The organism is Anabaena azotica FACHB-119, from assembly GCF_014697625.1.
Classification (GTDB): domain Bacteria; phylum Cyanobacteriota; class Cyanobacteriia; order Cyanobacteriales; family Nostocaceae; genus Trichormus; species Trichormus azoticus_A.
The window spans coordinates 40,336-56,520 of sequence record NZ_JACJSG010000022.1; the positions used below are offsets into that span (position 1 = coordinate 40,336).

The 16,185-nt window shown below is 41.8% G+C and carries 15 protein-coding genes; 8 read left to right on the forward strand and 7 right to left on the reverse strand.

Annotation, left to right across the window (positions count from 1 at the left end; all coding sequences use genetic code 11):
- Positions 1 to 95: 95 nt before the first annotated feature.
- Both H6G83_RS16835 and H6G83_RS16840 read left to right on the forward strand, forming a co-directional pair.
- Positions 96 to 443: a hypothetical protein gene (locus H6G83_RS16835; protein WP_190474348.1), complete on the forward strand. Its 348-nt coding sequence runs from the start codon at positions 96 to 98 to the stop codon at positions 441 to 443.
- Entirely contained in the window at positions 431 to 721 is a 291-nt protein-coding gene (locus H6G83_RS16840) for a type II toxin-antitoxin system RelE/ParE family toxin (RefSeq protein WP_190474351.1), read from the forward strand. The genes H6G83_RS16835 and H6G83_RS16840 overlap by 13 nt, the downstream gene beginning before the upstream one ends.
- A gap of 66 nt (positions 722 to 787) precedes the next feature.
- Here H6G83_RS16840 and H6G83_RS16845 read toward each other — a convergent pair whose 3' ends face one another.
- Both H6G83_RS16845 and H6G83_RS16850 read right to left on the reverse strand, forming a co-directional pair.
- On the reverse strand, positions 788 to 2,116 hold the full coding sequence (locus H6G83_RS16845) for a serpin family protein (protein WP_190474353.1): 1,329 nt from the start codon (positions 2,114 to 2,116) through the stop codon (positions 788 to 790).
- 735 nt (positions 2,117 to 2,851) lie between these two features.
- Positions 2,852 to 4,444 carry a S8 family serine peptidase gene (locus H6G83_RS16850; protein ID WP_390822172.1) on the reverse strand — a complete coding sequence of 531 codons (1,593 nt, stop codon included), beginning with the start codon at positions 4,442 to 4,444 and terminating at the stop codon, positions 2,852 to 2,854.
- A gap of 265 nt (positions 4,445 to 4,709) precedes the next feature.
- Between H6G83_RS16850 and rpe the strand changes: the two genes are divergently transcribed.
- Positions 4,710 to 5,417 carry a ribulose-phosphate 3-epimerase gene (gene rpe, locus H6G83_RS16855; protein WP_190474357.1) on the forward strand — a complete coding sequence of 236 codons (708 nt, stop codon included), beginning with the start codon at positions 4,710 to 4,712 and terminating at the stop codon, positions 5,415 to 5,417.
- A gap of 164 nt (positions 5,418 to 5,581) precedes the next feature.
- On the opposite strand, the gene H6G83_RS16860 is transcribed toward rpe, so the two are convergent.
- From H6G83_RS16860 to H6G83_RS16875, 4 genes are all read right to left on the reverse strand, one after another.
- Positions 5,582 to 6,103, reverse strand: coding sequence for a hypothetical protein (locus H6G83_RS16860; protein ID WP_190474359.1), 522 nt, complete (start codon positions 6,101 to 6,103; stop codon positions 5,582 to 5,584).
- A gap of 33 nt (positions 6,104 to 6,136) precedes the next feature.
- Positions 6,137 to 6,580, reverse strand: coding sequence for a hypothetical protein (locus H6G83_RS16865; protein ID WP_190474361.1), 444 nt, complete (start codon positions 6,578 to 6,580; stop codon positions 6,137 to 6,139).
- A gap of 247 nt (positions 6,581 to 6,827) precedes the next feature.
- Positions 6,828 to 7,010: a CsbD family protein gene (locus tag H6G83_RS16870; RefSeq protein ID WP_190474363.1), complete on the reverse strand. Its 183-nt coding sequence runs from the start codon at positions 7,008 to 7,010 to the stop codon at positions 6,828 to 6,830.
- Between the two features lie 451 nt (positions 7,011 to 7,461).
- Positions 7,462 to 7,944: a hypothetical protein gene (locus H6G83_RS16875; protein ID WP_190474365.1), complete on the reverse strand. Its 483-nt coding sequence runs from the start codon at positions 7,942 to 7,944 to the stop codon at positions 7,462 to 7,464.
- A 299-nt stretch (positions 7,945 to 8,243) separates the two neighbouring features.
- On the opposite strand from H6G83_RS16875, the gene uvrB reads away from it, so the two are divergent.
- The 3 genes from uvrB to H6G83_RS16890 all read left to right on the forward strand — a co-directional run bounded on the left by uvrB (position 8,244) and on the right by H6G83_RS16890 (position 12,448).
- Positions 8,244 to 10,241 carry an excinuclease ABC subunit UvrB gene (uvrB, locus tag H6G83_RS16880; RefSeq protein ID WP_190474367.1) on the forward strand — a complete coding sequence of 666 codons (1,998 nt, stop codon included), beginning with the start codon at positions 8,244 to 8,246 and terminating at the stop codon, positions 10,239 to 10,241.
- Between the two features lie 164 nt (positions 10,242 to 10,405).
- On the forward strand, positions 10,406 to 11,095 hold the full coding sequence (ubiE, locus tag H6G83_RS16885; protein ID WP_190474369.1) for a bifunctional demethylmenaquinone methyltransferase/2-methoxy-6-polyprenyl-1,4-benzoquinol methylase UbiE: 690 nt from the start codon (positions 10,406 to 10,408) through the stop codon (positions 11,093 to 11,095).
- Positions 11,096 to 11,206: 111 nt separating this feature from the next.
- A complete protein-coding gene (locus H6G83_RS16890; protein WP_190474371.1) occupies positions 11,207 to 12,448 on the forward strand; it encodes a DUF445 domain-containing protein in 1,242 nt (413 codons plus the stop codon).
- 334 nt (positions 12,449 to 12,782) lie between these two features.
- Here the strand turns inward: H6G83_RS16890 and pgeF are convergent, their stop codons facing one another.
- Positions 12,783 to 13,562 (reverse strand): peptidoglycan editing factor PgeF, encoded by a 780-nt coding sequence (gene pgeF, locus H6G83_RS16895; protein WP_190474373.1) that lies wholly within the window; start codon positions 13,560 to 13,562, stop codon positions 12,783 to 12,785.
- 72 nt (positions 13,563 to 13,634) lie between these two features.
- On the opposite strand from pgeF, the gene H6G83_RS16900 reads away from it, so the two are divergent.
- Positions 13,635 to 14,456, forward strand: a complete 822-nt coding sequence (locus H6G83_RS16900; RefSeq protein WP_190474375.1) for a biotin--[acetyl-CoA-carboxylase] ligase — start codon at positions 13,635 to 13,637, stop codon at positions 14,454 to 14,456.
- An 83-nt stretch (positions 14,457 to 14,539) separates the two neighbouring features.
- A complete protein-coding gene (locus H6G83_RS16905) occupies positions 14,540 to 16,108 on the forward strand; it encodes a peptidoglycan DD-metalloendopeptidase family protein (protein WP_190474377.1) in 1,569 nt (522 codons plus the stop codon).
- Positions 16,109 to 16,185: the final 77 nt, after the last annotated feature.

The following is a 16,185-nucleotide window of genomic DNA, read 5'->3' on the forward strand; positions in this document are numbered from 1 at the left end:
AAATTGGGAAATGACGGTGTTTTAGCTAAAATTAGATAAGAGTTAAATCAGAGATTTTTTACTTAATCTAGAGCTATTATGGAAATTAAAAGTTTATGACAGCAAGCAATCTTAGACAGCAACTTTTAGAACATCTGGAAACATTACCAGGAGAACAGGTAAAAACCCTCCTGTTAACATGGCTGACTACTTCATCTGGAGATTTAGCAGATTTTGAGCAGTTACTTGTAAATCAAGCTACTCAAACGACAGAAGAATCATTTGAGGTAGGTGAAATAGACACAGCATTAAATTTTCAACCTCTTACTGAAGCCCAAATGCTTCAACAGAGTCTATCTGCTCTCGAAGTCTACCGTAGCACAGGTTCAGGAATAGCGCATAGCTCTGTGCGCGAATGGGCAGACAGTTTGGGAACTGAGGAAGAACGTCCATGTCCGAGATAGTTTGGACTCTGAGTGCAGTTGATGACTTAAATCGTCATTATGATTTTATCAAACTTAATAATCCTGATGCAGCTTCCCGCGCAGTACCAGCAATTGTCTCTTCAGGGGAGAGTTTACAGCAGAACCCCCGTCGAGGTGCAATTGTAGATGAAATAGCAGGACTACGAAAACTTTTAGTTTCTTTTGGTAAGTACGGTTTTATAATTCACTACGTTATTCTTGAGGATGATGTTGTTATTTTACGTGTCTATCACGGGCGAGAAAATCGACCTCGTTAATATTAATTTTTAAACGCTGGTGTTTAAATTTTAAAATAAGCCAATTGGCATCTGACTATATCACATTTATCCCGGTTCAGAAATCGCGCCCATAAACAAGATATTCTTACTTTGATTATCACGAATTGCGTAGAAGAAGGGACGATTAACAATCATTTCAAACGGTTCTTGTGGCTGTCTCAAAGATGTAGGAACCATCCCTACAGATGTGGCTGCACTAGCTTCTGTACCTTCTTCATTCACCTCGATAACAGTTTTATGTCTCACCTGACTAATAGCTAATTGATCTGCCATACCTGAAAAATTAGCTTTATTAGTGAAAGCTTCTCCCATGCCTAAAGCTTTCAGTGTATCATTAAGTGTGATATCGTAATCTGTTTGAAAACGTGGCAAACGAATAGAACCCTCACGACTATCAAATTGAGACATCCATTTTTCCCAGTTTTCAGCATTCAAGTTTTGATAGAAGGCTTTGAGGTTAGAATTTTGCTTGGGTAAAAATACATATAAACTTACCTTTTTATTTTGTCCGTAAGGTAAACTTACAGCCTGAAATTGTGGATTTTCATAATATCTATACTCACCCTTTTGCGACATCATTGGGTGTTGTTTCTGTTGTCCTGATGCAGTGTAAAAAGTCTGTGGTTGCGTCTGGGATTTATCAAATTTTTCGCTCCATTGACCTTTAAAATATATGGCATTAATCAAAAATAGAGCTTGATCTGGTTCAATTTTGTCAACAATATTGTTAATTTTACCTTTAGTATTTTCTTTCACCCAATTGTTAATTGTACTTGGAGCGCTGGGATTTTGAAAATCTAAATTTGCCACCTTAGCTTGATAAAAATCGCGGGTTCTCTGCAAGAAATCAGGACGCAAGCTAATATCTTGATTTACCCAAAGAGAGTTAGCAATAGTTAATTGGACATTTTGTTCAGGGTTTTGTAGCAACTGGTTTAACTCCGTGTAAGCAGAGTTAAGTTCTGGTAGAGTGATACCCTGTAACTCTAGGGTTTTAGCCATTGCTTTCTGAGTCAAGCCGCTAGCGCCATTGTAAGTCATAGCTAGGGCGATCGCTACACTCGTCGGTGAAACAGAAATATTCTTGGCGTTACTTTCTCGTTTCGCCACTTCCGAGAACAGTTTAAAGCCAAACTTATTATTCGCATTGACAACTTTAGTATTAGGAATTACTGTTTTTTTTTGCAAGGAAGGCTCCGGTTTAGGTATTCCAGTCTCAGCTACTGCTCTTGTCTTGGTATCAACTTGGGAACAGCCTAATACACTAAACAAAACAACACTAGCTGCGGCTAAAACATAACGTCTTCCCAGGCTAACACCATAACGTCTTTGCAAGAAACTGTTTTTCACACCACTGAATTTCTGACGATTCATTTTACTACCTCTCACGCCAAAGTTTTTAACTATCTATCGAACTTGACATCGTTAATGTTGTATTGATTATTTACTATTGCATTAATACAAGCGAAACAATCGACGGTTACAATTTTGGTAACAATGAACTTTATGAGAGAAGTAAATGTAACTATTGCCAAATTTTTATAAATATGGCATTACGGATTTATTTTTTATCGGTTAATTATGGATGTTTATTTTAGATGAAGGGATAGGTAACAGAGACAAAAGCTGCTTATTATACAGATTTTAATATTTATTTATGTACTAATACATCTGACAACTACTATAGAGTTGGATATTGTATTTTAAACTACTAAATACTAATTTAATCATAAATCTAATACTGATTTGCGGCTAGAGTTTAAGGGTTTTGCCGATGCACTGCCCACCCTACATATATCTGACTTTTCACGTTATGTGGAAAAGCGCTCCGTCAGACCTAACCCCCCAGCCCCCTTCCCTACAAGGGAAGGGGGAGAAATCAAAGCCTCTCTCCTTGTAGGAGAGAGGTTTGGAGAGAGGTCTTCCAGATCCCGTGAAAAGTCAGCTACATATATCAGTATCCTCGCCACTTAATTAGTAGGAACAGGGGTAGGGTGCGTCAGATGTAGAAAATCCTTGAATGTGTAAGACATTATTGGGGCTGACGCACCCTACATTTACTAATGTATGAGGTTTTTGGTGGGATACATATATCAGTATCCTCTCCACTTAATTAGTAGGAACAGTCCACCAAGCTAAAGCATAGGGCTGAGTTGCTTCGTTGACCTGTTTTTTGAATTGAACACGGATTTTGTAATTACCGTTAGCAGGAACTGGACAAAAAAGATGTTCTACACTATCGATTTCACTAATTGAAGAACAAATAACACCGGGTTCTGTGCTTTTAGCATCAGCTTTTACTAAATAAAGGTCGAGGTTATTTAAACCGCGATCGCGGAAATTTTCACCTACATCAAATTGTTGATTCTTATTAGTATCATTTAACTCAACCAATCTATTCCAACTTAAAGTAATCGCGACAAAACTATTTTGCTTTAACGGTTTGGCTAACTCATAATCAACAGATTTACCTACATCAACTTGTCGATAATCCCAACCTATCGCCGGAATTGGTGCGTTTGGCTGCCATTCACCTGCGCTAAACTGCTGATAGGCGCGGAACGCATTCAAATGACCTGTTCCCATTTGGGCATCTAAGGGAATCTTTGGGTTTTGGTAAGCATCAGAACTTAACCAGTCTTGATTTTGTTTATCAATCAGGGTGCGAGTCATGCCCAGCTTTAACCCATCACCACTATCTTGAACTTTATCTGCTGAATTGAGTAGTACAGCTTTCATCACTTGCTGACGGCGACTATCTATGCTCCAGTTCGGTTGTTTTGTGCGTAGCTGTCTATCGCCAAACTCTTGTAATAACGCGACGGTAGCTGTCAGGTGAGGCGCAGCAAAACTTGTCCCTGTCACCTTGTTTAATTTGCCATCGGGATTGAGCATGGCGATATTACTACCAGGCGCGACTATACCCACCGAACGACGACCATCAATATTAAATTCTCTACCAGCCAAGCGACCGCTTACACCCTGGTTCACACCAGCCAGATTAGAAACGTCTACTTTATTAAAAATGCCGCCTCGTCGGGATGAAAAAGCCACGTTGATGGCGTTATAATTGTCTGTAGGTATGGGTATACCCCCTTTACCTTGATTGCCTGCGATCGCATACAAAACATCGTGGACGCGACTCGACCAATCAACACACAAAGTCAGTAAAGCATTCCCATCTAAAATCGCCTCTGGTCGAGGGTCACGGTTGAGGGGTTCACCAAAACTAAAGTTAATCGCCCGCACATCACCACCATTTTGTACAGCTATGTGCTGGGCTGATAAACACTCCTCTGGTTGACCCATACTTTTTGTAGAACCCACCGCCGAAGAATATAACTTCGCTTCCGGCGCAACCCCTCTTAAAGCTTTGTCCCTACTCACCATCACACCAGCAACATTATAAGCATGGGGGTCAACACCATTATTAGACTTAGCAGGGGCGTTGCGTAAAAAGACAGCCGCCAGTGACACAGCACGATTTTTCGACACAGCCTTATCCCAACCAAACATCCCAGGGCGACCGATTTCTACCTGACCGATAGCAATCTTACGACCGAGCAAATTATAAGGAGACTGGTGTAACTTCAAAGCATCAATACCATTAGTTCCTAAAGAACTTGGTAAAACCACAGCCAACACAGGCACAGTCAAACAAGAAGCACTAAATCCGCAAATTATCCAAGTTAATTTTTTCATAGTCATTGGTCAATAGTCATTAGTCAACAGTCAATAGTCAATAGTCAATAGTCAATAGTCAATAGTCAATAGTTTTTCTCCTCTGCTCCTCTGCTCCTCTGCTCCTCTGCTCCTCTGCTCCTCTGCTCCCCCACTTCCTCATCTTCCCCCAGTCCCCAGTCCCCAGTCCCCGATCCCCGATCCCCAATTTCTAAAATTCTCAATATTTTGTTACAGTATTTTGTTACAATGCTTACAGACGAGGACGCTTAAAAACCCACTAGCCATGACCCAAAACCGATCTGAAAAACCCATAGTAATTGCTCCATCTATCCTATCAGCCGATTTTAGCCGCTTAGGCGAGGAAATTCGCGCCGTGGACGCGGCTGGAGCCGATTGGATTCATGTTGATGTAATGGACGGTCGTTTTGTACCTAATATAACGATAGGCCCTCTGGTAGTGGAGGCGATTCGTCCAGTGACAACAAAACCTCTGGATGTCCACTTGATGATTGTGGAACCAGAGAAGTATGTAGAAGACTTTGCTAAAGCAGGCGCTGATATTATTTCTGTTCACGCTGAACATAATGCTTCGCCACACCTGCACCGCACTCTGGGACAAATCAAAGAATTAGGTAAAAAAGCGGGAGTAGTTCTCAATCCTGGTACTCCTTTAGAGTTGATTGAATACGTACTAGAATTAGCTGACCTAGTGCTAATCATGAGTGTTAACCCCGGTTTTGGTGGTCAAAGCTTTATTCCTGGTGTATTACCAAAAATCCGCAAGCTGCGTCAAATGTGTGATGAACGCGGTTTAGATCCTTGGATTGAGGTAGATGGCGGACTCAAGGCTAATAATACTTGGCAAGTTCTAGAAGCAGGCGCTAATGCAATTGTGGCTGGTTCTGCGGTATTTAATGCTAAGGATTATGCCGAAGCAATTACCAATATTCGCAACAGTAAGCGTCCTACACCAGAATTAGCTAAGGTTTAGTTTGTTGTAGGATGGGCATCTTGCCCGTCCTCATATACAATGGGGCAGGCAAGATGCCTACCCCACAATAGTTACTACTTGATTCAGCAATGTATCAACAGTTAATAAAAAAGCGATCGCTAATAGCGATCGCTTTTTTTATGATGGGTAGTTAAACATTAAACCTACTTACGTCCACCTAACCATTTAGCGGCTGCAATCCCGATAATACCTGCAACTACGGGGTTGCTGAGGAATTTAATAATTCCTGGTTGTTCGGCTAGGACTTCGCGGAAAATGTCGGGGTGGTTGTGATAGGCGAAGGATGCAAGTTTGCTGACATCATCAGCATTCATCCGGCCTGCATGGTGGGTGCTAAGACCTAGTTGTTGTTCTAGGTGGCGTTCATCCAATCCCCGTTCCTTGAGGTGTTTGAAAAAGGCGCGGGCGACATCATCGCGTTCGTTGGGCTTGATTTGGGCGATCGCTTTTTGCAATTCCGGTTCCATTTGGCTGCTAGGAATGCGTTCTGGACTCAAAGAACGACCGAACAATTGACGACGCTGATCTGTAGTTGTGCGTTGTGCGAAATCGTCAAAAGTTTCGTATTCAGCCGCAGGTTCACCTGTTGGTGCATCTAAAGATTCGACATTTCCCTCTGCCAAATCTCTCATAACTTGCCGTCTATATTCTTCGCTACTTGTCACTTTTGTCTCTCCTTATTAATGCCAATTCAGTTATTAGGTGTACTGAATTTGGTTAGACTGAACATCGTATTTAGCGGTCAAAATTAATTTTTTATCGGGGCCATATACGAGAACAGTTAAATCCTGATTAGGAAAATTTTTGTGGAAACCTTGGGCTAAAGATTTTACTAAAGGTTTTACTTCATTGGGGCGTACTTGGGGCGAAATGACAACACCTAATTTGTTGTTATCGCGGACGTAAGCATCCTTAATTAATCCTTGAGAGGTTTGTACAACCCAGTTACCGAAGGTTTGCCCAGATGGGGAATTACCTCTTTCTAATTGAGAATAAGCTGCATCTCTACCAATATCTGATGGGGCGCTAGTACGGTCTAGTTGAGCCACATTTCCACCACCACTACAAGCGGTAGTGATCATCAACAATAAAACCAAGACAACAGTAGTCAAGATTTTTCGACCCTGCTGAATCCAAACCATTGTCTACCTCCCATGACGATAAATTTAATAACTGCTTCTTTATTTAGTAGATAGAGTTTTAATTTTGATTATTAAGTCAATTAATTTGCAGAAATAAACTTAAGAAATGTAGAGATATGAGTAATCATATCTCTACAATAACCTTGCAAATAAACCTCCATCTCCCAAACTAGAACCTTTACTATCAGGTAATTAAGAAGTTAATTCTCACACTCAACAATCACCTGAGACTATGACTGGATGAGAATTAGTCAATATTCTTTTTCACCTTGTCTTTAACATCTTCAACACCGTGGCGTACTTCGCCTTCAGCTTGTTTGGCTTTACCTTCAGTTTTATCTTCAGGATCACCAGTTACATTACCCAAAGCTTCTTGTGCTTTACCTTCGATATTTTTAGCAGTAGCTTTTGCTCTATCTTCTAAGCTCATTTTGCTCTCCTAAACTTATATAATTTAATTTCAAAGTTATGCAATAACCTTGAATTTGTTATTACATTTACAAAGTAACTTAAAGTTTTTGTTATAGCCTTCTGCCACAAGAGATATTAGTTATCTATGTATAAAGAGGGAAAAATTACTAAATATCAGGCATTGAGGCATATATCTTCAATTTTTGTAAACATTTGGGGAGAAATCAGGGTTTAGTCCTTTTGTGTGAACTAGCTTTTTAGCCTGCAACTTTAACAATACCCATTACAATCAACTGACAACTCATACCGTTTCTTGATGTAGCGCTGTAGAGACGTTGCATGCAACGTCTCTACATTGTTTATTCGGCGCAACTTCATGGAGAATTGGTATCAGAAAAAAACGTAAAAACCCAGTTAAATCAAGTAACTGGGTTTTATTGTGATAAAAATTAATGAAATTATTTTCCGCTTTAATCTATAAAACCCATCAGACTATCAGAATCATCAATAGTGTTTGATGCTACTGGACGATTACCCATAACGGAGTAACTGCTGGAAATCACCAATGCACTAGAAGCAATAGGACGTATTCCAGAAAGATTGATGCTATCAACTACATCGATTGTATTAGCGGCAATGGGTCTGATACCCATCACGTTCATTGTCTCAACTATTTGCAAATTACTAGTGCTAATGGGACGTATTCCTGCAACTGAAATTGTTTCAGCTACTTGCAAGTCACTACCGGCAATAGGACGCACTCCAGAAACAGCCAGTGTTCCAGCAATTTCTTTTTGCTCGGATTTTTCTACTGACAGTCCGCCATTTGACTCGGCTTGATCTTTATTCAAGCTTTGACTCTGATTATTGTCTACTTCCACAGTTGATTCTCCTTTGAGCTTGGCGCGTTTTTGTCGAGGACTGACCGTTTTGCCGGTACTGCTAATGGTCATGATTAACTACCTCTAGATATTAACTTTACTTTACAATACTTAAGGAAAAAAGAGACACTTTCCTATATAAGTGAGTTTACCCTTAAAGAACCTTGCATATATATAAGTATCTTCAAAATTGACATATAAGTAAACTTAAATTTTTAAAATTTGTAAAAAAAGATTGCTGAACAAAAAGGTAAGACGCAGGAGGTAGACCTAACCTGTTAACTGTCACCTGTCACCTGTTACCTGTCACCTGTCACCTGTCAACTGAGATTTATCGCTACCATGAGATAGGGTATTTTTAATACAGATGTATGACAGAATTTTGCCTGCAAGCACCGTTTAGTCCAACAGGCGACCAACCACAAGCGATCGCACAGTTAACTGGTAGTATTCAAGATGGCAACCGCTACCAAACCTTACTAGGCGCTACGGGAACAGGTAAAACGTTTTCCATCGCCGCAGTCATTGAGAAGGTAGGGAAGCCGACTCTAGTTTTGGCGCATAATAAAACCTTAGCAGCGCAGCTTTGTAATGAATTGCGGGAGTTCTTCCCCAAAAACGCCGTTGAGTATTTCGTCAGTTATTACGACTACTATCAGCCAGAAGCCTATATTCCCGTTACCGATACCTATATTGAAAAAACGGCTTCGATTAACGATGAGATAGATATGCTACGACATTCAGCCACGCGATCGCTATTCGAGCGTCGTGATGTGATTGTTGTTGCATCTATTAGCTGTATCTACGGTTTGGGTATCCCCTCAGAATATCTTAAAGCCGCTATCCCCCTACAAATTGGCATGGAAGTAAATCAGCGTGAGATTTTGCGGGATTTGGCTTCTGTACAATACAGCCGTAACGATATAGAAATGGGAAGGGGACGTTTCCGCGTCCGGGGTGATGTATTAGAAATTGGCCCTGCTTACGAAGACCGAATTATTCGCGTAGAATTTTTTGGCGATGAAATTGACGCGATACGTTATATTGACCCAGTAACCGGGGAAATTCTCAGCAGTTTAGAAGCCGTCAATATTTACCCAGCACGCCACTTTGTCACCCCAGAAGAACGTTTAGAAATAGCTTGTGAAGATATCGCCGCCGAACTAAAACAGCGCAAAGCCGAATTAGAAGAAGCTGGCAAATTATTAGAAGCACAACGCATCGACCAACGCACAAGATACGACTTAGAAATGTTGCGGGAAGTCGGTTATTGCAATGGTGTAGAAAACTATTCGCGACATTTAGCAGGAAGACAAGCCGGAGAACCACCAGAAAGTTTAATTGATTATTTTCCTAAAGATTGGTTGTTAGTAATTGACGAATCTCACGTCACAGTTCCACAAATTCGGGGGATGTATAACGGCGACCAAGCTAGGAAGAAAGTATTAATTGAGCATGGATTTAGACTACCCAGTGCTGCGGATAACCGTCCTTTAAAAGCAGAAGAATTTTGGCAGAAAGTTAACCAATGTATTTTTGTTTCCGCTACTCCAGGTGATTGGGAATTGGAAATTTCTGAACAACACATAATTGAGCAAGTAATTCGCCCCACTGGTGTAGTTGACCCAGAAATTTTTGTACGTCCCACAGATGGACAAATTGATGATTTATTAGGAGAAATCAAAGATAGGATTGACCTGCATGAAAGAGTATTGATTACCACATTAACCAAGCGCATGGCAGAGGATTTAACAGAATATCTGCAAGAACATAATGTAAAAGTGCGCTATCTACATTCAGAAATCAATTCTATTCAGCGCATTGAAATTTTACAAGATTTGCGTCAAGGAAGCTTTGATGTCTTGGTCGGAGTGAACTTACTCCGGGAAGGTTTAGACTTACCAGAAGTTTCTTTAGTAGCGATTATGGATGCTGATAAAGAAGGCTTCTTACGTGCTGAACGTTCTTTAATTCAAACCATTGGTAGAGCAGCGCGTCACATTAGAGGACAAGCAATTTTATATGCTGATAATTTAACAGACAGCATGATTAAAGCCATTGAAGAAACAGAACGACGAAGAAATATTCAATTGGCATATAATCGCCTGCATGGAATTACACCGCAACCAATTGTGAAAAAATCGAGTAATGCGATTTTGTCTTTTTTGGAAGTGTCTCGCAGGTTGAATGCAACAGATTTAAAAGTAGTTGAAGAACATATCGATGAATTGCCATTGGAAGAGATTCCTAACTTGATTGAAAAATTAGAAGCACAGATGAAAGAAGCAGCGAAAAAACTCGAATTTGAAGAGGCGGCAAAATTGCGCGATCGCATCAAACAATTGCGTGATAAATTAGTAGGACGATAATTCGTTGGTTGGGTGAAGCACAACGCCACCCAACAAGATGTTTGCTAATCATTAACAATTCAAAATTCAAAATTCGTCTTGGAAACTTTCCGCAAAATTCGCGCATTAAAGAACTGTTCCTCCTGCCTTCTGCCTCCTGACTAATGACTAATGACTAATGACCAATGACAAACGAAATCCGTGCCATTTTTGACCGTATCGCCCCCGTCTACGACCAATTGAATGATTGGTTAAGTCTAGGACAACACCGCATTTGGAAAGAGATGGCGATTAAATGGTCTGAAGCTAAACCAGGCGATACTTGCTTAGATTTATGTTGCGGAAGCGGTGACTTAGCCTTTCGTTTAGCGCGGCGTGTAGGCGCAAAAGGCCAAGTATACGCTGTGGATTTCTCACCCAACCTCCTAGAAACTGCCAAACAACGCTCCCAAACCCAATATCCTCAACCCAATATTTTCTGGGTAGAAGGCGACGTGCTGAATTTACCTTTTGATGATCATCAATTTGATGCGGCGACGATGGGCTACGGCTTAAGAAATGTTACAGATATACCTCGTAGCCTGCAAGAATTGCATCGCGTTCTCAAACCCGGTGCAAAAGCGGCAATTTTAGATTTTCATCGACCTTATAATCAACAATTTCGCAGCTTTCAGCAGTGGTATCTAGATAGTATAGTTGTACCATTAGCCGATCGCTTGGGGGTTAAGGAAGAGTATGCTTACATCAGTCCCAGCTTAGACCGCTTCCCCAACGGTAAAGAACAAGTAGAGATAGCCCGTCAAGTTGGTTTTAACTCAGCCACACACTATCCCATCGCGAACGGTATGATGGGAGTATTGACAATTATTAAATAGGTAATTGGTCATTGGTCATTGGTCATTGGTCATTGGTAATAAAATAAATTATTACCCAATCCCCAATCCCCAGTCCCCAATACCCAATTCCCATTCCTAACTGAAAAAACAGTGGATTGGTCACATCTTTGGTTGTATGTATCGCCCCCACTCCTGGGTGGAATTATTGGCTATTTCACAAATGATGTAGCCATCAAAATGCTATTTCGTCCCTACCGAGCAATTTATATTGGCGGACGAAGAGTTCCATTTACCCCTGGATTGATTCCTGCTAACCAGGAACGTTTGGCAAAGAATATTTCCGATACAATCATGGGGTCGTTACTGACACCAGATGAATTGCAAAAACTGGCCCGACGTTTATTAGAAACCGAACGGGTACAAGGTGCAATTTACTGGTTGTTACAACTGGCTATAGATCAAATCAAAAATGATACTAACCAGAAAAGTAGTAAAATTGTTGCCGGAATTTTGCGTGATTTGTTGGGAGAATCTTTGCCCAGATTGCTAAAGGTGTTGGCGAGAAAAGAGGATTTCTTAGAAGCACAAATTAATCAAATTTTTGACCAAGTATTATTAGAATTACAACTAACCGAAGAACAAGCGACTAGACTAGCTGATTGGTTATTAGAAGTCGTTTTACCTCCAGATGTCCTCAGACAAACAATTATAGATTTTTTAACCGATCGCACAATCCAAATTATTGATGAAAGCTTTCGGGAAAAAACCAGTGGGACTTATTGGGTAGTAGCAAATTTATTTGGTTTGCGAAATAGTCTTACCAGGCTACGCACCTTTTGTTTAGATGAAAAGGAAGACACAAATAATCGCTTAAAAGAGTTAATTCAAGATTTACAGATGCGCGATCGCTTCAAAAGAATCTTCCAAAATTTAACATTGCAAAATTTACCAATCGGCACAGTTAGACAACTACGAAAAACTACAAGAGAAACCGTCCGTCATTATATCCAAACTAGTGGTAGTGATTTACTACAAGGATTTACAGACTCGATTAACTGGGAACATATCGCCGAATTACTGTTAAATCGGCTGAGTACTTCACCCGTAGTTATGAGTTCTTTAGAAGTTGTCAGCCAAGAATTAGCCCTAATTTTAGAACGATATTTAGAAAAAGATTTAGAAGTTATTGTTGCCCAAATAATTCCTATTTTGTCAATAGACCAAGTAATTGTTGACCGTGTAAAAGCAACTTCTCCGGCTGATTTAGAAGCAGGAATTGAAGGAATTGTCAAAAATGAATTACAGGCAATTGTAACTCTAGGTGGAATTTTAGGCTTTGTTGTCGGACTAATGCAAACAGGATTTTTGATTTATAGCCAACGGGTAGGTTAGGGTCAGTTATCAGTTATCAGTTATCAGTTGACAGTTGACAGTTGACAGTTGACAGTTGTCCTGACTTTTCACGGGATCTGGAAGACCTCTCTCCAAACCTCTCTCCTACAAGGAGAGAGGCTTTGATTTCTCCCCCTTCCCTTGTAGGGAAGGGGGTTGGGGGGTTAGGTCTGACGGAACGCTTTTCCACATAACGTGAAAATTCAGGTCAGTTGATAGTTGTCAAGAACTAATGACTAATGACTAATGACTAATGACTATTGACTATTGACTAATGACTATTGACTAATGACTATTGACTAATGACTATTGACTATTGACTATTGACTATTGACTATTGACTAACAATTCCTGACCATTGGACTTTTTTCTGCTGCTCACGGCGGTAAGAAAAGAAATGTTCAGGGGTTTGGTATGTACAATAGGGAGCGATCGCTATTTGCTCTTGGCTAATACCTAAGTTTTCTAACTGCAAAACATTGACTCTTCTCACATCAACTCTAACTCTTCCCGGTACTGGGTCGGCTAGTAAAGGTGAATGGGGTAACTCGTGTAATAAATTGATGATGTTGTGAGCGTCATCATGTGGTATAATACTAGCCCCTATTTCCGCAGCTACTTCCACAGAGACTTGATAAACCTCACCAGCGATCGCTGGCCCCAGGGCGATGCGTAAGTCTGCTAACTGACTACCGTGGGACTGCATCCGGGCGATCGCATGGGGAACAATTTTCTTGGCTGTACCGCGCCAACCCGCATGGAGGGCTGCTACTTGTCCGGTTTTCACATCCCCAATCAAAACTGGTGTACAATCAGCGCTGGCTACCCATACAGCTTGTAAAGGTTGCTGACTCACCAAACCATCGGCTGAGGCTAAAACAGCATCCTCTGTATTGCCATCAGTTTGACTATCAACCTCTTGTGGGGTGAGAACAGTATTGCCATGAACCTGTTTCAAGCGATATGCTGATGCTTCTGGATGCAGCACCTGCGTTAACTCATCGGGCGATCGCGGCCAAAATTGCTGGGTAAAAAAGCCGTGTTGCCAATCTCCCAAGAGACTACAACTTAAATAAGATAGTCCTTCCCAATTGTGCCAGTGCCAAGTGTGCATCTTGAACCAAACCTAAACAGAAAATCACTCATCAGCCAATTCATGCTAACTTGAACGACGGGATTTCGGGTAATGGCTGTGGAATTTAATCAGCAAAAATTAGAATCTGTCTTGGAAAGAAGGCAGAACGCTTACTTACCATTTTCTCTGCATATTTTCCCTAGTGTCGCCTCAACTAACCGCACCCTCTGGGAGTTAATCGACCAAGGCGCAGGTGCAGGCTGTGTAGTTATTGCTACACAACAGACAGCCGGACGGGGACAATGGGGTCGTCAATGGGTTTCCCCAGTTGGGGGATTATATGTGTCTGTAGCCATTACACCCAAATTAGCAGCGAATGCTAGCTATCAATTAACCTTGGCTAGTGCTTGGGGTATTGCTGACCAATTGCGCCAAGTTGGTGTGAATGTGGGGATTAAATGGCCGAATGATTTAGTTTTGGAGGGGGGAAAACTAGGCGGGATTTTAACAGAAACAAAAATCAATCAAGGTAAGATTTCGCAAGCCGTGGTTGGCGTAGGTATTAACTGGGCTAATCCCGTACCGGAGACAGGAATTAACTTAGCATCATGGCAAGCTGACCTAGTAGATCAACCTATCTCATGTTTAGAAACCTTAACCAGTAAGGTGTTACTGGGGATAGAGTCCGGTATGGCTTGCCTTTTTCAGGAAGGAATTAGCATACTTTTGTCTCGCTATTCTGAATTATTGGTGAATATGGGCGATCGCGTACAAGTCAATGATCTTTCTGGGATTGTGGTGGGAGTTACACCACAAGGGAATTTGCGCCTGTCTCTAGAAACAGATGGCATAACTGACATCAAAACATCAGAACTTTCTCTAGAACCCGGTACAATTAGTTTGGGTTATCGTAAGTCTTTAGGCATATTATAAAGTTTGTTTTAAATACCGCTCTTTGGGCTAGACAAACTATTGCCATCATCTGTTTAGCATAATTAAACATAACTGAGACACAAATGACGCAGCGCAATAACTCTGCCCGTAACCAATTACACCCAACACAGCCGCAAGGTCAGACCACAAAAGGCCTAGCTTATACTTTACCAGCACAGGGTTTGTGTTTGTTAAGTAGCGTTAGCCTCTTAAGTGGCGGCTTCGTGGTTGCTCAAACCGAAACATCAATAGATAACATCGTTCCTACTATTGAAAATGCCCAGCCAACAGCAGGCACAACTACTGTAAAAAAAGATATTGTTATACCGGCAGCATCACCAACTGAGCCAAAATTCTCTTCCAGAAGAACTACGCTTAGACAAAGACTGCGTAAGCCAGAAGTAGCCCAAACAAGACAGTCCCAACCAAAACCTGATTCTCCTGAACCTGTTTTTAGCGTTAGACAGTCCAAACCACAGGTAGAGACTTCGCGCGTTACTCCGGCTAAAAACCCAGAAGTCAAACCCCAAGTTACCCAAACTCCCCAAGTTACACCAACCAAAGAGGCGGAAGTAGCAACACCTTCCCCAACAGATAAACTCCCAGCCTTTGCCAAACCTGCAAACAGTGGTGTTGCAGCCGAGAAAACCAGGGATTTTAACAACGCCTACATTGACCCGACCAATTACAGTGAGAAAACTGCGGGTACTTATGAAGCCCCAAATTCTGTAATTATTACCGAACGCTCTAGCGGTTGTCGCACTGTTTTGTCTTCAGGGCAAGGTATTGGTAACGCCTGCGCCAAACCCTCAGATAACCAGCGTGTAGCCAATTCCACGGGCAAATCATCCCCCTCTTGGCTCAGAAGAAGCCAAACGGCTCAGTTACCTACCCTCACGCCAACAAGGCGGCTAGTAGCTAGCAGCAATAACAATACCACATGGCGCAATTCGGAAGTTGGGACTGGTAGCGTCACCAAAACTGCCTATCGTCCTAATCGCTTTATTCCCAACCCCAGCAATTTTATTAGCTCCACAACCACCAGCGCCACCCCCATCGCCCCCAGTGGTGGTACACTACCCCCACCAATGGCAGAAGATAATGTTGCGCCTCGTGTCAGCACCGTAGCTTACGACATTCCCCTGGCATCGGTATTACCACAAATTCCTTACACTAATACCATCGCCTATAGTGGTTCAGGCATAATGTATCCTTTGGCTGTAGCCTCTCCCATTACCTCCTTGTTCGGCTGGCGCGTTCACCCCATCACAGGTAATCAACGCTTCCACGCTGGTATTGACTTAGGCGCACCCACAGGTACACCCGTTTTAGCAGCAGCCAGAGGTCAAGTAACAACTTCCAATTGGTTGGGTGGTTATGGTTTAACCGTTATCCTTAGTCACGGTTCGGCGCAACAAACCCTTTACGCCCATTTGTCTGAATTACTAGTCCAACCTGGACAATGGGTAGAACCAGGAATGGTAATTGGGCGAGTCGGTAGCACCGGCAACTCGACAGGCCCTCACCTACACTTTGAAGTCCGTCACCTCACACAAAATGGCTGGGTGGCAGTTGACCCTGGTGTACAGCTACAAGTTGCCCTCAGCCAATCGCTGAGGAATTCACGTACAGCGCAGGCTGTTAGGGAGTAGGTGTTTCAGTGAACAGTTATCAGTTATCAGTGAACAGTGAACAGTGAACAGTAGAAATAAGCTGATAACTGATAACT